General features: G+C 33.6%; 2 protein-coding genes. Both read left to right on the top strand.

Annotation, left to right across the window (positions count from 1 at the left end; genetic code table 11):
- The first annotated feature begins 17 nt into the window (after positions 1-17).
- The gene (locus ACY2RW_RS10500; RefSeq protein ID WP_490122682.1) at positions 18-8,933 is read left to right on the top strand and encodes a DUF8202 domain-containing protein; all 8,916 of its coding nucleotides are present in this window, start codon (positions 18-20) and stop codon (positions 8,931-8,933) included.
- Positions 8,934-9,104: 171 nt separating this feature from the next.
- Complete coding sequence (locus tag ACY2RW_RS10495) at positions 9,105-17,831, top strand: DUF8202 domain-containing protein (RefSeq protein WP_490122681.1); 8,727 nt, start codon at positions 9,105-9,107, stop codon at positions 17,829-17,831.
- Positions 17,832-17,976: the final 145 nt, after the last annotated feature.

The following is a 17,976-nucleotide window of genomic DNA, read 5'->3' as shown; positions in this document are numbered from 1 at the left end:
TTAAAATATTAAATATCATGGGCACAGCATATTTACATTCATTAACTATACAAAAGAAACCCAAAACATTTTTCTATTTCATTTTCTTTTGTATTTTTTTAATAAATTTTAAAACATATTCACAAACAATCCCTAGTACAGGATCTTTAGCAACAAGATGTGGTAATTGTACACCTGCTGGTTATGAAGATTTAAATGGTACACCAGATGTTTCAGATAGAAATAATGCTGGTGGTGGTGGTACTTTAGGAGGTAATGCATCATGGGCAAATGGTCCTTTACCTCTACCTCCAACTGGTCACACAACTTGGATTACATTAAGAGATGTTGGACCAGATTTTACAGAAGAAGCCGTAAGAACTACTATTGGAGATTTAGAAGTTGGCAAATACTATGTTGTTACTATATATGCAATGACTAGCCTTAGTAATTCAGACGGAGGTGGAGCATTCTATGCAGGCACATATATGGATCAATTTGATTATCAAATAGATAGCAACCCAAGACAATTAATCTCAAACATTTCAAGAGAAAAATGGGGTATTGCAAAAACTTTTTTTGTAGGGACTCCTGATATAAATGGTGAAGTAGAATTAACTCTGTATCCAAGAAATGATGGAGCATTTGCTTCTGGTGCAAGTAGTGAATTGTTAGAAGCAGTAAATATTGCCATACAAATTAATGCTGTAGAAGAAGTAGATACAGATAATGATGGCATACCAGATACAGTAGATATTGATGATGACAATGATGGTATTCCAGATACTGTAGAATTAACCTCTGGAGGCACAACTTATGATCCTTTAGGTGATGAAGATGGAGATGATCTACCAAATTATTTAGATACTAGAGATGATGGTATTGGAGATGCAACAGTAACCGATTATAATGATATTAATGGTGATGGTATCCCTAATGTTTTTGATTTTGACAATGATGGTATACCAAATCATTTAGATTTAGATTCAGATAATGATGGTATTCCAGACAATATAGAAGCCCAAGCAACAGATAATTATATAGCTCCGAGTGGTGCAGAAACTGCAATGACAGATGCTAATGCAAATGGTTTAGATGATAATTATGAAACCGCACAAGGAGGTACAGATATAACACCAGAAAACACAGATGGTGTTGGCTTAGATGATTATTTAGATTTAGACTCAGATAACGATGGAGTGTCTGACACAAATGAAGCCAATATCACTTTAACAGGAAATGTTGGTAATAATGGGTTAGACAACGCTTATGACAACGCAGATACCTACGCAGATGTAAATGGTAGCTATGACAATTTACCTTTTAATGATTTCCCTAATACAAACGCTGCAGACTCTCCAGATGAAGTAAATTGGAGAGACGCAACAACCAGTTTAGAAAAAGATACAGATGGAGATGGTATTGTAGATTCTGTAGATATAGATGATGACAATGATGGTATATTAGATACTGTAGAATGTGCCACAGCAAACACAACAGGCAGTAACGCAGATTCGATAGAATCTCAAACAGGAGTAACTAATTCTGCAAATGCAATTGGTTCAGATAACGCAAGAGCCATTTTAGAAGAAGTAGCCGATAATTTAGTAATAGACTTAGGTGTAGATGTTTCAGATAAAACCATTGTAGAAATAGAATCTAGAATTACAAATAACATCAACCATTTCATGTCAGTAGAGCAATCTGCAGATAATATTACTTTTTCTAATCAAATAATATATAGCTGGACTGCAATTGATACAGAGGAAAACAAAGAATATAAATTAGATGGTACAGCCAGATATATTAGAATAAGATTAAATGTAGATGGTGGTGCAGGAGCTTTAGAAATAGACAATGTAAGTTACCAAGGATTTGTCACTACTTGCGATGATGATAATGATGGAATTCCAAATCAATTCGATTTAGATTCAGACAATGATGGTATACCAGACAACATAGAAGGTCAAGATACTTTCGCTTACATTGCTCCAACAGGAAGCGTTGGCGCAAACGGACTTTATAACGTTTATGAAAATAACGACACTCTTGGTGCAACAAGTTTTACACCAGTAAACACAGATAGTGGTGCAGATGCCATAGCAGATTATTTAGACACAGACTCAGATAACGATGGCGTCTTAGATAGAATTGAAGCAAATTTATCTCTTTCTGGTGTTGTTGGTGCAAATGGTCTAGACTCCAATTCCGAAGATTCAGACAATTATTTAGACACAAACGGTTCTTTTGATAGCACACCTTTTGGTGAATTCCCAAATACAAATGCTGCAGACGCACCAAATAACGTAGATTGGAGAGATACAACAACTTCATTCGTAGACAATGATAATGATGGCATTCAAGATGCTGTAGACTTAGATGATGACAATGATGGTATTTTAGATACTGTAGAAGCTGGTGGTTATGATCCTTCTGCAGACGCAGATTCAGATGGAACCCCAAATTACAGAGATGCAGATTTTAGTACAGGAATCCCTGGAGATACAATTAACAGTTTTGGAGTTTGGTCTAGTTCAGATCCAGATTTTGATGGTATTCCAAATCACTTCGATTTAGACGCAGACAATGATGGAATTCCAGACAATATAGAAGCACAATCTACAACAGATTACATAACTCCAAATGGAGTTTTTGACGCAAATGGTGTAGATACAGCTTATACAGGTGGTTTAACACCAGTAGACACAGATTTAGATACACAAAATGACTACTTAGAAACAGATTCTGATAATGATGGAGTTTTAGACACAGCAGAAGCAGGATTAACACTAACAGGTGTTGTGGGTAATAATGGTTTAGACAACGCTTATGACAATGGAGACAATTACTCAGATGTAAACGGTTCTTTTGATAATTCACAAACTAATAATTTTCCTGATGCAGACTCAGATGTTTTTAATGGTGGTGATGTAGACTACAGAGATGATACTTTTACAAAAGATACTGATGGAGATGGCATTAATGATGAAGTAGATTTAGATGATGATAATGATGGTATATTAGATACAATAGAGTTAGGAGATTGCTCCGTTAATAACGGAATTTTAAATTGGGATAACGAATATGCAGAAGGAGATACTGTAGTTACAAATGGAGATGATCCCATAGAAACTAATGATGAAATAGTAAATTCAAATGTAACAATTAAGTTAAGCAGAACAACAAACGTAGGTAGTGATAGTGAATATAGAGTTAATGATAATGTTACCACAGACAGTTCTTATAATTTATCTCAATTAGGAACAGAAAATGCAGAATCAAGACATATTTTTAACTTTAACACACCAGTATATAGTTTAACATTTACTCTATATGACGTAAATCAAGATAATGGTACAATTGTACAAGATAATGTACAAATTGTACTTACAAAACAAGATGGTTCAAACTACACACTAGATGTAGCAGATTATACAGTAGGAGCAACAAACAGCTATGTAGGTTCAAATACTTTTGAAGGAAATGGAGCTGCAGCATCCAATGTAGTTATAAACCCTATTCCAGAATATATTACACAGTTACAAATAATCTATAAAAATTCTGGAACTGGAGATGCATTTGGTGACAACCAAGATATCGCAATTGGTAATTTAGCATTCTGTACCCCAAAAGACACAGATGGAGATGGTGTTTTCAATTTTAGAGATTTAGATTCAGACAATGATGGTATTCCAGACAATATAGAAGCACAATCTACACAGGATTACATAGCACCAACAGGAAACTACAGTCTTTCAGGAATAGATTTAGCTTATGATACAGGTTTAACACCAGTAAACACAGATGGAGATGCAGACCCAGATTATTTAGATTTAGATTCAGATGCAGATGGGGTATTTGATATTGTAGAATCTGGTACAGGGCTAACAGATGGTGATACAAATGGTAGAACAGATGGTGCTGTTGGAGATAATGGTTTAGACAATACACTAGATGATAATGGAGCTGGAAATACAGATGGAGATGGTTTTGGTACTGGAGATGGTGATAATTACTCAGACCCAAATGGTACTTTTGACAGCACCCAAACAAATAATTTTACAGATGGAGATGCAGATGTAAACATTGGTGGAGACGTAGATTACAGAGATAATGTTGTTGGTGTAGATACAGACAAAGATGGAATAGCAAATAATGATGATATAGACGATGATAATGATGGTATCCCAGATTATATAGAAAACCAAGGTTGCACTACACCAGGTATAACTTTTGTTACAACTGCAGAAGCAATTTGGAATTTAGACAACAATACAAACGATACTTCTGGTAATAGTCATAATGAAAGAACAGGAGATGGAACTACACCTGGATTTTCAACAGATGCAATACAAGGTACACATTCAGCTAGCTTTAATGGCACAGACAACAGGATTAGATACAGTCAAGATAACACTTTTATGGAGTCTGCTTATACCCAAATAAGTTTTTCTGCCTGGATAAAACCCACAGATGTAACAGGTAATAGAGCAATCTATGAAGAAGGTGGTGGCACTCATGGTTCTATTTTATGGATAGATGATGGCGTATTAACGTACTCTACAAGAACATCAAACACACAAACAAATGTTACGCATCCCACTACATTAACTGTAGATAATCTCTGGCATCATGTAGCAATAACTTATAACAGTGGAGCAATGACTGTTTATTTAGATGGTGTTTCAGCAACAACAAATGCAGTCGCAACAAATATACCAGCTCATGGTAGTGATGGTGGTTTAGGTGGTAACTTTGGTGGCACCTCTGCTGGGGTAACTATTTCTGGTTTTGCTGGTTTAATTGACGCTGCCAGATATTCTAACTCCATTGTATGGTCTTCTAGTGATATAAAAATAGAAGCAACACTATCTTGCGATAATGATGGCGATGGTGTAGAAAACAGATTAGATATAGATTCAGATAACGATGGTATACCAGATAACGTAGAAGCACAAACTACACTAGGTTACATTGCACCTTCTGGTATTGGAAACAGTATCACAGATGCTAACAACAATGGTTTAGATGATAATTACGAAACTTCACAGGGTGGTACAAACATTTCTCCTGTAAATACAGATAATGCACTCACAAATTCAGACCTAATTCCAGACTATTTAGATTCAGATTCTGATGGAGATGGTACTCCAGACATCCAAGAAAATGGTGACTCAGACAATACAGTAAGCGGAACAGATACAGATGGAGATGGATTAGATGATAATTTTGAAGGCTCAAATACAAATGATGGTTATGATGTTAATGACGAAATTAACACACCATCTTCAGATTTACCAGACGAAGACACAGATGTAGGTACAGATGATGTAGATTACAGAGATGAAGATAATGATGGTATAACTCCAGGAACACCAGGTAACATTCTTTGGCTTAGAGCAGATTTAGCTGTGACAGAAACTTCTGATGAAGTAACATCATGGGTAGACCAAACAGCAAGCGCATTTAATGCAACATCTGCTACTGGAGAAGCACCAGATAAACTTGATGGAGCACTAAATTTTAATCCAGTTATAGATTTTGATGGTACAAACCAAGATTTAATAATTTCTGGAGGTATTTTAGGCGGGGCTAGTTACTCCAATTTATGGACTTATGTAGTTTTTAACCCTAATAATATCGCTGGGAACGGTTTTGTATTTATAGAAAATATGAGTTCTAGTAATTTTCATACAAGATTGGTAAGTGGTACAAACTTAAGACAAAGATTTGGTTCCCCTACTTCACAAATTTTAAACATAACTGCTAATGAAAATTCATATAGTTTATACACTTTAGGTTCCACAACAAATGGTGCTGCTGCACCAACAGGAAACAGCCAATCAATACATGTTTTAGGCAATCCATTATTTAGAGCAAACAATGCATTAACAACAATAAATGGTGTAAATGATGATTTTGACATAGGCGCAAGTAATAATGGAAATTTTATAGATGCACAAATAGCAGAAATTATGGTGTTTAATGAAACCCCAACAGCTGCTAAACAACAACAAATAGAAAGTTATTTAGCCATAAAATATGGCTTTACACTTAGTACTGTAGATTATAACAGCACTACACCTACCTCAATAATAGAGGGAGATTATGTATTAGCAGACCAATCTACAAAAGTATGGAATTATACAACAAATTCATCATACCATAATGATGTAGCAGGTATAGGTAGAGATGATGCTATGGCATTAAATCAAAAACAATCTAAATCTATAAATACAGATGCCATTATTACTATTGGTTTAGATGCCATAGCAACCACAAACCAAACCAATTTAAATACATTTACCACCAATAAAGACTTTTTAGTTTGGGGTAATAATAATGGTAGTGTTTTAGAAGCAGATGTTACAGAAACAGAACTAATTTGTGCTCCAGAAAAAACATTAGCAAGAACTTGGAAAATTGTAGAAAATGGAAATGTAGCTTCTGTACAAGTAGCTGTAGATAGAACAACTTTAGATAATGCTTTGACTACAGCAAATACAGTAAAAGTTTTTAAAGTTGCAGACGATGCCGCATTTACAACTAATGTAGAATACATACCTGTAACATCAGAAACTATAAATTCAGAAAATGTTTATACTGTAGATTTTAACTTTAATGGTACAAAATACTTTACCTATTCAGAAATCAATGGTATTTTCTGGAATGGAGATATGTCTGCATGGTCTGGTGGTAATAGTGGGGCTGTAACTGGTGGTCCAAGTGATGAGCCACAAGATAGAGATAAAGTAATGGTTATTGATGCAGAAGCATCATTAACTAACGCTACTTTAACAGAAAACGCAATTGTTGAGTGTGTTTGGATTAAAGAAAACTCTAAGCTAATGGTTAATGATGATACATATTTAGAATTTGATGAAAATTTTATTTTAGATGGAGAAATTAGGCTAATTGGAGATGGCCAACTAATACAAACACATACTGGTCTGTCTAACGTTCAAGGAAGTGGAAAGTTATTTAGAGATCAACAAGCAAAAGTACCAAGCATTTTTAGGTATCACTATTGGAGTTCTCCTGTAAGAGAATTCGGTAAATCTACTTTTAAAGTTAAAGAAGTAATGAAAGATGGTACAACTCCAACATCAGAAAACTCTGCAATTGTAGATATTAATTGGGTAGCTGGTTTTGATGGTGCTGCAACCTCACCAATATCAATTGCTGGCTATTGGATTTACACATATTTAAATGGTATAGACGACACCACATATTTGCAAAGAACCGAAAACGAAGACATCACAAGAGGTCAAGGATTTACAATGAAGTCTACAGGAGTTATTGGTCAAGGATTCACATTCGTAGGAACTCCAAATGATGGTTCTATTACTTTTAGCTTAGATGCAAATAAATCTGCAATGCTGGGTAACCCATATCCAAGTGCTTTAGATGCAAATGATTTTATAACTGCAAACGAAAGTGCAATAGATGGTACATTGTACTTCTGGGAACATACAGGAGAAGATGGCTTAGGTACTGCAACACAAGGTCATAATGAGCAAGGGTATCAAGGTGGTTATTCTCAAAGAAACTTATCTATGGGTATAGCTGCAAGCGATATTGCTGCTGAGAGTCCAGAAAATTTTAATTGGGAAACTGCTACAGATAGCGGAAGTGATATTTTTGAAACTGTGACTTTTACAAGAGATGGAGAACCAACTAATGTAACTGCAACTGTTACCACTTCTAATGCTAGTGGTTTAGATTTATTAGACGCTGGTGGTATAAGTGGTACTTCAGGTAATATCATTGTAAAAACCAGTAATAGTAATAGTTTAGATTCTTTATCAGTTTCGTTTGATAAAAAAGTCGATTTAGAAAAAATCTATTTATTCAACAGAGGTGGTAGTACAACAGAGCCAATCACCTTAAGACCAGACAATACAGGTGATAATAGCGTTGTTACTAATTCTTTAATAAATGCTAACGGAAATGAAATTTCTCTGGGTTGGACAGGGATAAACTCATTTACAATTTCATCTGATAATCCAACAAATATTGCAGTAGATAGTATTGCATTTATTTTAGGTGGAGACAGAGTTACATTAGGCAATGGCACTTATAATGCGCCAAGTAGATATATTGCTGTAGCTCAAGGATTTTTTGTTACTGGTTCTGATACTGGTGGTACTGTTAGGTTCGAAAATTCTCAAAGAAATTACAGAGGAGATACTGGACCAGAAGCTACATTTTTCTTTAAAGGAAATAATAAAAAGTCTAAAACAGATAATGATGATGTGGAGGAACTCCCTATTTTAAAATTGGGTTTATCTTATTATAATGCATTCAATCAACCACTACATAGACAAATTGGTATCTCTTTTAAACAAGGTAATAGTTTTGCCTACGATTATGGTTTTGATAGCGAAATATTTGATATTGGCGCAACAGATATGTACTGGAGTTTCCCTGAAATGAACAATAAAAAACTGATTATTACTGGGGTTAGCGAAATTACAGATGATTTGGAAGTCCCTTTAATTGTAAAAATTAATACTACAGAAGATGTATTGTTCGAAATTGACGAAAAAAGGTATATAGATAGAGATATATTTCTTACCGATAAAACATTAGGCATTTCTTACAATTTAAAAGATAATATTCCATTATCTCTAGAAAAAGGAACATATACAGATCGTTTTTATATAACGTTTATTAAATCTAGTTCTTTAAATACTGAAAATGATATATTAAACAATAATATTCAAACATTTGTAGACAATGCCAACAAAGAATTAGTTATTCAGAATACTTCTAACTTAAATATTAAAAAAATTACACTCTATAATATTTTAGGGCAGAAAGTCAAAGAATGGAAAATAATAGAAAAATCTTTAGAGAATAGGTTAAAAATTACAAATATTTCTTCAGCTTTCTATGTCATAAAAATTCATACAGAAAAAGGGAAACTATCTAAAAAAGTAATTTTAGAATAGCATCACATAAATACTATTGTTTAACAATTAAGAGATCAGAATATTCTGATCTCTTTTTTTTGTGACTTTTTTTTAATAAATGTTTCTTATAAATAATGGGAGGTGATATATGAAAAAAAAATATTACTTTTGTACAATCCCCCCACACTATTACATCAATATACAATATTTATGAAAAAAATGTTTTTTCAGGTATCTGAATTTGGGGAAATTCAATACTTATCATCATTAAAAAAATTAACAGTATCATCTTTATTACTGTTTTTCATATTCTTTAATTCAGAATCTTTTTCGCAAACTATACCAAGTACAGGATCATCTGCAACAACATGTGGCGATTGTACACCCACTGGTTGGTTAGATACAGGTGGTACACCAGATATCTCTGGAAGATTAGTTTCTGGAGGTGAAGCTACAACAGGTGGTGGAGCTACTTGGGCTTCCTCTCCTCTTCCATTGCCTCCAACAGGTCATTCAACTTGGATTTCCATTAGAGACGTAGGACCAGATTTTCCTGAAGAATCTGTAACAGCAAAAATAGGAAACTTAGTTGCTAATAAATTATATACTGTTACTATTTATGCAATGACAAGCATTAGTAACCAAGATGGAGGTGCAGGAAACAATGCGTATTATGCAGGAACTTATATGGATAAGTTTGACTATCAAATTGACACAAACCCCAGACAAACTATTATATCTATTTCTAAAGAAACTTGGTCGATAGCAAAAACATTTTTTGTAGGTACACCAGATGTAAATGGTGAAGTATCAATAACTTTTTATCCTAGAAATGATGGGGGTTTTACTTCTGCGAATCAAAATTCACAACTTCTAGAAGAAGTAAATATTGCAGTAGAAATAAATGCCGTAGATGAAGTAGATACAGATAAAGATGGTATTCCAGACACTATAGATATAGATGACGATAATGATGGTATTATAGATACTGTAGAAACAACTGTAAATGGAACATATTATGACCCTCTAGGTGATGAAGATGGAGATAAATTACCAAACTATTTAGACACAAGAGATGATGGTACTGGAGATGGCAGCTCTACAAATTATGATGATATTAACGGAGATGGTGTGCCAAATATTTTTGATTTTGATAATGATGGTGTGCCAAATCATTTAGATTTAGATGCAGATGGTGATGGTATTCCAGATATTATAGAAGCACAATCTACAACAGGCTATATTGCTCCTAATGGAGTTGTTGGTGCAAATGGATTAGATAGTGCTTATGAAAGTGGTAATGACACAGCAAGTGCCAACGGTTTAGGTGGTGCTGGTGGTGCTGGACTTATAAATTTTGAAAGCAATGGTAATCCAGATTATTTAGATTTAGACTCTGATGGTGATGGTGTTTCAGACACTATAGAAGCAAACTTAAATCTTTCTGGCACTGTAGGAACCAATGGTTTGGATAATGCCTATGATAATGGCCCAAATTATACAGACCCTAATGGTAGTTTTGATAACACACAACTAAATAACTTCCCAAATACCAATGCTGCAGATTCTCCTGATGATGTTAACTGGAGAGATGCAACCACTGCAACAGGAAAAGATACTGATGGAGATGGCATTCCAGATTCTGTAGATATAGATGATGATAATGATGGTATTATAGATACAGTAGAATGTGCAACAGCTAACGTTAGTGCTAGTAATGCCTCTGCTGTGCAAAGTAGTACAAGTGTTAGTAACCCGACTTTTGCTATTGGTTCTAATAATCAAAGAGCGGGACTAAATGCCATAACAGACATATTAACAATAGATTTAGGAAGAGTTGTACCTAAAAATACCATTATAGAAATAGAATCTCGTGTTACAAATAACATAGATCATGTAATGAAAGTACAACAATCTACTACAACAACAACTAATACTTTTACAAACCCTAAGGTTTATAATTGGATTGCTATTAATTCAGAACAAAATAAACAATATAAATTATCAGCAGCTGCAAGATATATCAGAATAAATTTAGAAGTTGCTGGTACTGGTGGTGGAGAATTGCAAATAGATAATGTTAGGTACCAAGGTTTTACAGAAATTTGTGATACAGATGGAGATGGCGTACCAAATATTATAGATTTAGATTCAGATAATGATGGTATTCCAGACAATATAGAAGCACAATCAACAACAGGTTATGTAGCACCAAGTGGAACAGTAGGTGCCAATGGATTATATAGTATTTACGAAAATAACGACACAGCAGGCGCAACTGGTCTAGGTGGTGCTGGTGGAACTGGATTAATTAACACAGACAGTGGTAATGATGCCATTCCAGATTATTTAGATTTAGATTCAGACAACGATGGTACTTCAGACAGAATTGAAGCCAATCTTTCTTTAAGCGGAAACTATGGTGCTAATGGTTTGGATGCTAATTATGATGCTGGTGATGGATATACGTTAGCCAATATTAATGGTACTTTTGATGACACACAAACAGACAATTTCCCTGATGCAGATGGTGATGTAAATTCTGGAGGCGACGTAGATTATAGAGATGCAGATTCTTCTTTTAGTGATAATGACAATGATGGTATCCCAGATGCTGTAGATTTAGATGATGACAATGATGGTATTTTAGACACTGTAGAAAATGCTACAACCTGTACTGGAAACTTAACAACAGCAGTTAGTAGATTAACTGTCTCAGGTGGAGGTTCAGAAACAACTAGGTCAATAAACCTAACTTCATTAGGTGTTACTATTGGTGATTTTGTAACAGTTAGTAATGTAAGAGCAAGAGGAGATATAGAAACTGCAGCTTCTAATGAGGGGTTTACACTAAGATTTAATGGTTCTATAAATACACCAACTTTACTAACTACTGGTATTCAATGTAGTGCAACTTTAGATGCTGTTGCTCCAGCTGTTAACCAAACATTAACAGTAATAGATATTGGTTCTGGAGTTCCAGGTATTAGAGTTAGAGCAACAACCTTAGCTGGTGTAGGAAATTTTTGTGACGAACTTGGTGGTCAAGCCACTGCAGACTTAGCATTAGAATATACTTTAAACATAGCATGTTCTTCAATGCTAAAAGATACAGATGGAGATGGTATACCAAACTCTTTCGATTTAGACTCAGATAATGATGGTATTCCAGATAATATAGAAGCGCAACCTACAGTAGGTTATATCATACCTAATGGTGTTTTTGCACCTAATGGTGTAGATACAGCTTATACAGGAGGATTAACGCCACAAGACACAGATGGAGATGGCTTAAAAGACTATTTAGAAAACGATTCTGACAACGATGGTATTTTAGACAATATAGAAGCAAATATTGTTTTATCTGGTAATGTAGGCACAAATGGTTTAGACAATAATTATGACAATGGAGACAACTACACAGATGTAAATGGTAGTTTCGATAATTCTCAAGCAAATAACTTCCCTGATGCAGATGGAGATGTCTTTACTGGCGGAGATGTAGATTATAGAGATGATACATTTACAAACGATAAAGATGGAGATGGAATTAGCAACCAAATAGATTTAGATGATGATAATGATGGTATTTTAGATGTTTTAGAAATTGGTTCTTGTACACCAACAACTGCTCCTTACGTTTGGGAAACTTTATACCAAGTAACATCTCCAAACGGAACATTAGTTACAAATGGAGATGATCCAGTAACTGCAGCTACAAAAACTGTAAATAGTGTAAACGTAACAGTGTCAAGAACTTCAAATGTGTCTAGTGATAGTAATTTTAGAGTTAACGATAATATAACAACAAATAGCTCACTAAATTTTCATCAAAGAGGTATCATAAGCGGTCTTTCAAGAACAATTTTCGATTTTAGCGACCCTATTTATGGCTTATCTTTTACCATCTATGACATCAACATAGACAACGCACAAACTATAGATAATGTAGAAATTTTCCTTACAAAACAAGATGGTACAAGGTATTTGTTACAACCAACAGACTATAGTACAGTTGGAAAAACATTTTCATTTAATACAACAACAAGAAATTTTACAGGTTCAGGTACAGTAGGTACAACAGGTGTAAACACCAATCTTACAATAAATGCAATACCTGCTTGGATTATTAAAATGCAAATTGTCTATAAAAATACTGGAACAGGTACCATATCTGGTCATCAAGATATTGCTCTTGGAGATCTAAATTTTTGTACACCTTTAGATAGTGATAATGATGGCGTTTTTGATTACGTAGATTTAGATTCAGATAATGATGGAATTCCAGATAATTTCGAAGCACAATCTACAGCAAATTACATCCCTCCAACAGGAAGTTTTAGTAGTACTGGTATAGATTTAGCTTATGGTACAGGAATTACACCACAAAACACAGATGCAACAGCAACTGTGGGTGCAGATACCATTCCAGATTATTTAGATTTAGATTCTGATGGAGATGGAACATTCGATATTTTAGAGTCAGGTTTAACAACCATTACACCAAATTCTGGAGGAAGAGCAACTGGTCCAGTAGGTAATAACGGTTTATTAAATACTTTAGACAATGGAGATACTTATAATGATGTAAATGGTAGCTTTGATAACACAGTAAAAGACAATTTTACTGATAGTGATAACGACGTTAATATAGGAGGAGATTTAGATTATAGAGATACAGTAGTAGGTGTAGATACAGATAAAGACGGTATTGCTAACAATTTAGATATAGATGATGATAATGATGGAATAACTGATATCTCAGAAAGTGGTGGTAACAATCCTGATGGTGATGAAGATGGTGATGGAATCCCTAATTACAGAGATAATTCCGATGGTGGAAATGCTGGAGATAGCAGTTTAACAAACTATACAGACTCAAATAATGATGGAATTCCAGATGTGTATGATTTTGATAATGATGGTGTACCAAACCACTTAGATATAGACGCAGATAATGATGGAATTCCAGACAATATAGAAGCACAACCTACTGTGGGTTACATAGCTCCAAGTGGAATTGGAAACGGAATCACAGACGGAAACAACAATGGTTTAGATGATAATTATGAAGTTGCACAAGGTGGTACAGATATCTCTACAACACCAAGAAATACAGATAATGATTCTGGACCAGTAAATCCAGATTATTTAGATTTAGATTCAGACAATGATGGAATCCCAGACATTCAAGAAAATGGAGACTCAGACAATGCTATCAGTGGAAACGATACAGATGGAGATGGTCTAGACGATAATTTTGAAGGTTCAAATTTAAATGATGGTTATGACGTAAATGATGAAATTAACACACCATCAACAGATTTACCAGATGTAGATTCTGATGTAAATACAGATGATGTAGATTACAGAGATGATGATAATGATCCTGTAACACCAAATTACGCTGGTAATACATTATGGTTACGTGCAGATAAAAATGTAACTGGTGGTGCAAACGTAAGTCTGTGGGAAGATCAAACTGCAAGTTTAGACTTTACATCCATTGCCTCACAAGCACCAGATGCTACAGCAAATCTATTAAACTTTAACCCAGTTATAACATTTAACCCTGCAAATAATGATGCATTAATTCGTAACAATGACAATCTAAATCCTAGAACAATGTACATTGTTTACAATGATACTTCTACTGCCCAATGGACAACTCCTTTTACCAATAATGATGCAGATGGTATTGGACATGGACATTCAGATGATACTCAAATATACAATGGAACATTTACTCCAATTGATGTTAGAAACGGTGCTGAATATGTAAACGGCTTAACAAGTGATTTCCTTGTACATGATAGACCAGATAACTTCGAATTACATTCAAGAGTATTTAATTCAAATATTTCAAATGAAAATAGAAACTATTATGTAGGTAGAGATAGAAACCAAAACAATAGAACTATTAATGGTAGTGTTGCAGAAGTAATCTTGTACAGTGATGCACATACAGATGCAAGAAGACAACAAGTAGAAACATATTTAGCTATAAAATATGGTTTTACATTAAGCGCTACAGATAATAGCGGTTCTATTACAGAAGGAGACTATATTTTAACTGGAGGCACACCAAAAGTTTGGGATTATACTGCAAATGCCACTTTCCATAACGATGTTGCTGGTATTGGTAGAGATGATGCTATGGCTTTAAATCAAAAACAATCTAAATCAGTAAACTTAGATGCAGAAATAACTATCGGTTTAAGCGCTATTGCTAGTACAAACGCATTAAACACCAATACATTTGCTTCTAATAAAGACTTTTTAGTTTGGGGTAATAATAACGGAACTATCAATACTGTTTCTACTTCAGAATTAATCTGTGCTCCAGAAAAAACAATTGGTAGAACATGGAAAATTGTAGAAAACGGATCTGTAGGCTCTGTTCAAATAGCAATAAGACAATCTACCTTAAATACCCCTTTAAACACTTCAAATACATTAAAAGTACTTAAAGTTGCAGATGATGCCGCTTTTACAACAAATGTAGATTATGTTCCTTTAACAGCTACAACTATAAACAGTGAAAATGTATACGCTGCTAATTATGATTTTAACGGAATAAAATACTTTACTTATACAGAAATAAATGGTATTTTTTGGAATGGAGCAACCACAAATGCTGCAGATAGATGGAAAGGTGGAAATAGTGGAAGTATAACTGGTGGACCAAGTACTAATGCTGCAGATGTAGATAAAGTAATGGTTATAGATTCTGAAGGAACTTCAAATCATGCAATATTAGCAGAAAATGTAGAAGTAGAGTGTGTTTGGATTAAAGCAAACTCTAAATTAATGGTTCAAGATAATCAATATTTAGAATTTGATGAAGACTTTATTTTAGATGGTGAATTAAAACTAATTGGAAATGGTCAATTAGTTCAAACACACAGTGGATTATCAAATGTGCAAGGTACTGGAAAACTATATAGAGATCAAGCTGCAATTGTACCAAGTATTTATAGATATCATTATTGGACCTCTCCAGTAAGAGAATTAAATAAAGATAATTTTAGAGTGGGTAGTGTTATGTTTGATGGTAATATACCAACGTCAGAATCTTCTACTGCAAGGTCAATAGATTGGTCTGAAAATGGTAACCAGTATGATGGTGCTCCTGCTACTCCACCAGCTGTAATTAAAATTGCTCCTTATTGGATTTACACATATTTAAATGGTGCAACTCAATCAGAATGGCAACAAAAATGGGGTACAGGTGTAATAGAAAGAGGGCAAGGGTATTCTATGAAAAGTACAGGTCAAAATCCTCAAAACTTTACATTTATAGGTACACCAAATGATGGTTCTATCACCTTTAATTTTGTAGCTAATAAAACTAGTTTAATTGGTAATCCATATCCTAGTGCCTTAGATGCAGTTAACTTTATCAATACCAATATTAATGAAATTGACGGAACTTTATATTTCTGGGAGCATACTGGAGAAGATAATATTGTTCCTGCTAGTTCAGAAGGACATAATTTAACAGGTTACCAAGGTGGATATTCACAAAGAAATATTGCTATGGGTGTTGCTGCAAATAGTGTTCCTGCTCAAGCAGCGTTAACTTTTGATTGGGAAAATGCAACAGTAAATGGTAATAAAGTTACCCAAACTGTAGATGGAGTTACGGCTTCTGTAGGCTTTTCTTCTGGAACACCAAACTTAGAAGATATTAGTTTACCAGTTTTACCATCAGATTTGGCTGTTACAAACAATGCTGGTTTAGGTACCTATGAAATGGAAATTTCTTTTGATGCTAAAGTAGATGTAGAAAGTATTACTTTATTTAATAATCTTTTAGGTATAACTCCATTAAATGTAACTATAACACCTAATGGTGGTAGAAATAGTGTAGTATCTACACTAACAAATACACTATCTTTAATATTAAGTAATACAGTTGCAGTTTCTTGGGAAGATATTACCAGTTTTAAAATAACAAGTACAACACCATTTAAAATTGGTATTAACAACATTAAATTAAGAAAAGGAAATCTACCAAGTATTGGAAATGGTACTTATCATGCACCTAATAGATATATTGCTGTTGGTCAAGGATTTTTCGTTTCTTCGTCAAATAATGGAGGTACTGTAAGGTTTGAAAACTCTATGAGAGCTTTTCAAGATGACAATTACACTACAGATGGTTCTGGAGGTGGTTCAGGAACTTATTTCTTTAAAGGTAATACCAAAAAGAAACAAGAACAACATGTAGATTTACTACCAGTACTAAAGTTAGGATTTAATTATAAAAGCCCTAGTAATGCAGATTTACATAGACAAATAGGTATATCTTTTAGAAGAGGAAATGATTTTAGGTTTGATAATGGTTTTGATAGCGAAATTTACGATTTAGGAGACACAGATTTCTACTGGAATTTTGCAGATTATTCTGATAAAAACTTAATTATTGCTGGTGTTTCAGAAATTACAAGTACTTTAAAAGTTCCGTTAGTATTTAAAATAGATACAGACAAACCAATTTTAGTTCAAATAGATAATATTAGAAACATTTCTAAAAAAGTATATATAGAAGATACATTAACAAATACATTTTATGAATTATCAGAAGATAATTTAGTAGAATTAACAATAAATAAAGGTATTTACAAAGACAGATTCTTCTTAACTTTTAACAATGGTAAAAGCACTTTAAATACAGAAAACGAGATTTTAAACAAAGACCTTACTGTATTTATGAATAATAATGCCAATGAGTTGATAATCCACAATCAAAACGGTTTAAAAATCAATCATGTAGAATTATTTAATATTATTGGTCAAAAAGTAAACAATTGGAAAAACTTAGAGACTAAAAATAAATATAATTTAAAAGTAAACAAACTACCAAATACAGTATATATTGTTAAAGTATATACAGAATCTGGTACACTTACAAAGAAATTAATAATCGAATAATTTTTAGTTAAATCCCAAGAAAAAAGAGCAGTTATACTGCTCTTTTTTGTTATAATAAATATAAGAGATTAAAAAAAATTGTTTTTAATTAAAAAAAAATTATATATTAGCAGCATAGTTATGTAGCTTTATTGTTATGTAACAC

The sequence above is a fragment of the Polaribacter sp. 2305UL8-11 genome, from assembly GCF_058147165.1.
This window is presented reverse-complemented; position numbering and strand designations above follow the sequence as displayed.

What these genes read in the sequence shown, in the direction of transcription:
- ACY2RW_RS10495 (WP_490122681.1), top strand. Translation starts at nt 9,105, where the DNA reads ATGAAAAAAATGTTTTTTCAGGTATCTGAATTTGGGGAAATTCAATAC.
- ACY2RW_RS10500 (WP_490122682.1), top strand. Translation starts at nt 18, where the DNA reads ATGGGCACAGCATATTTACATTCATTAACTATACAAAAGAAACCCAAA.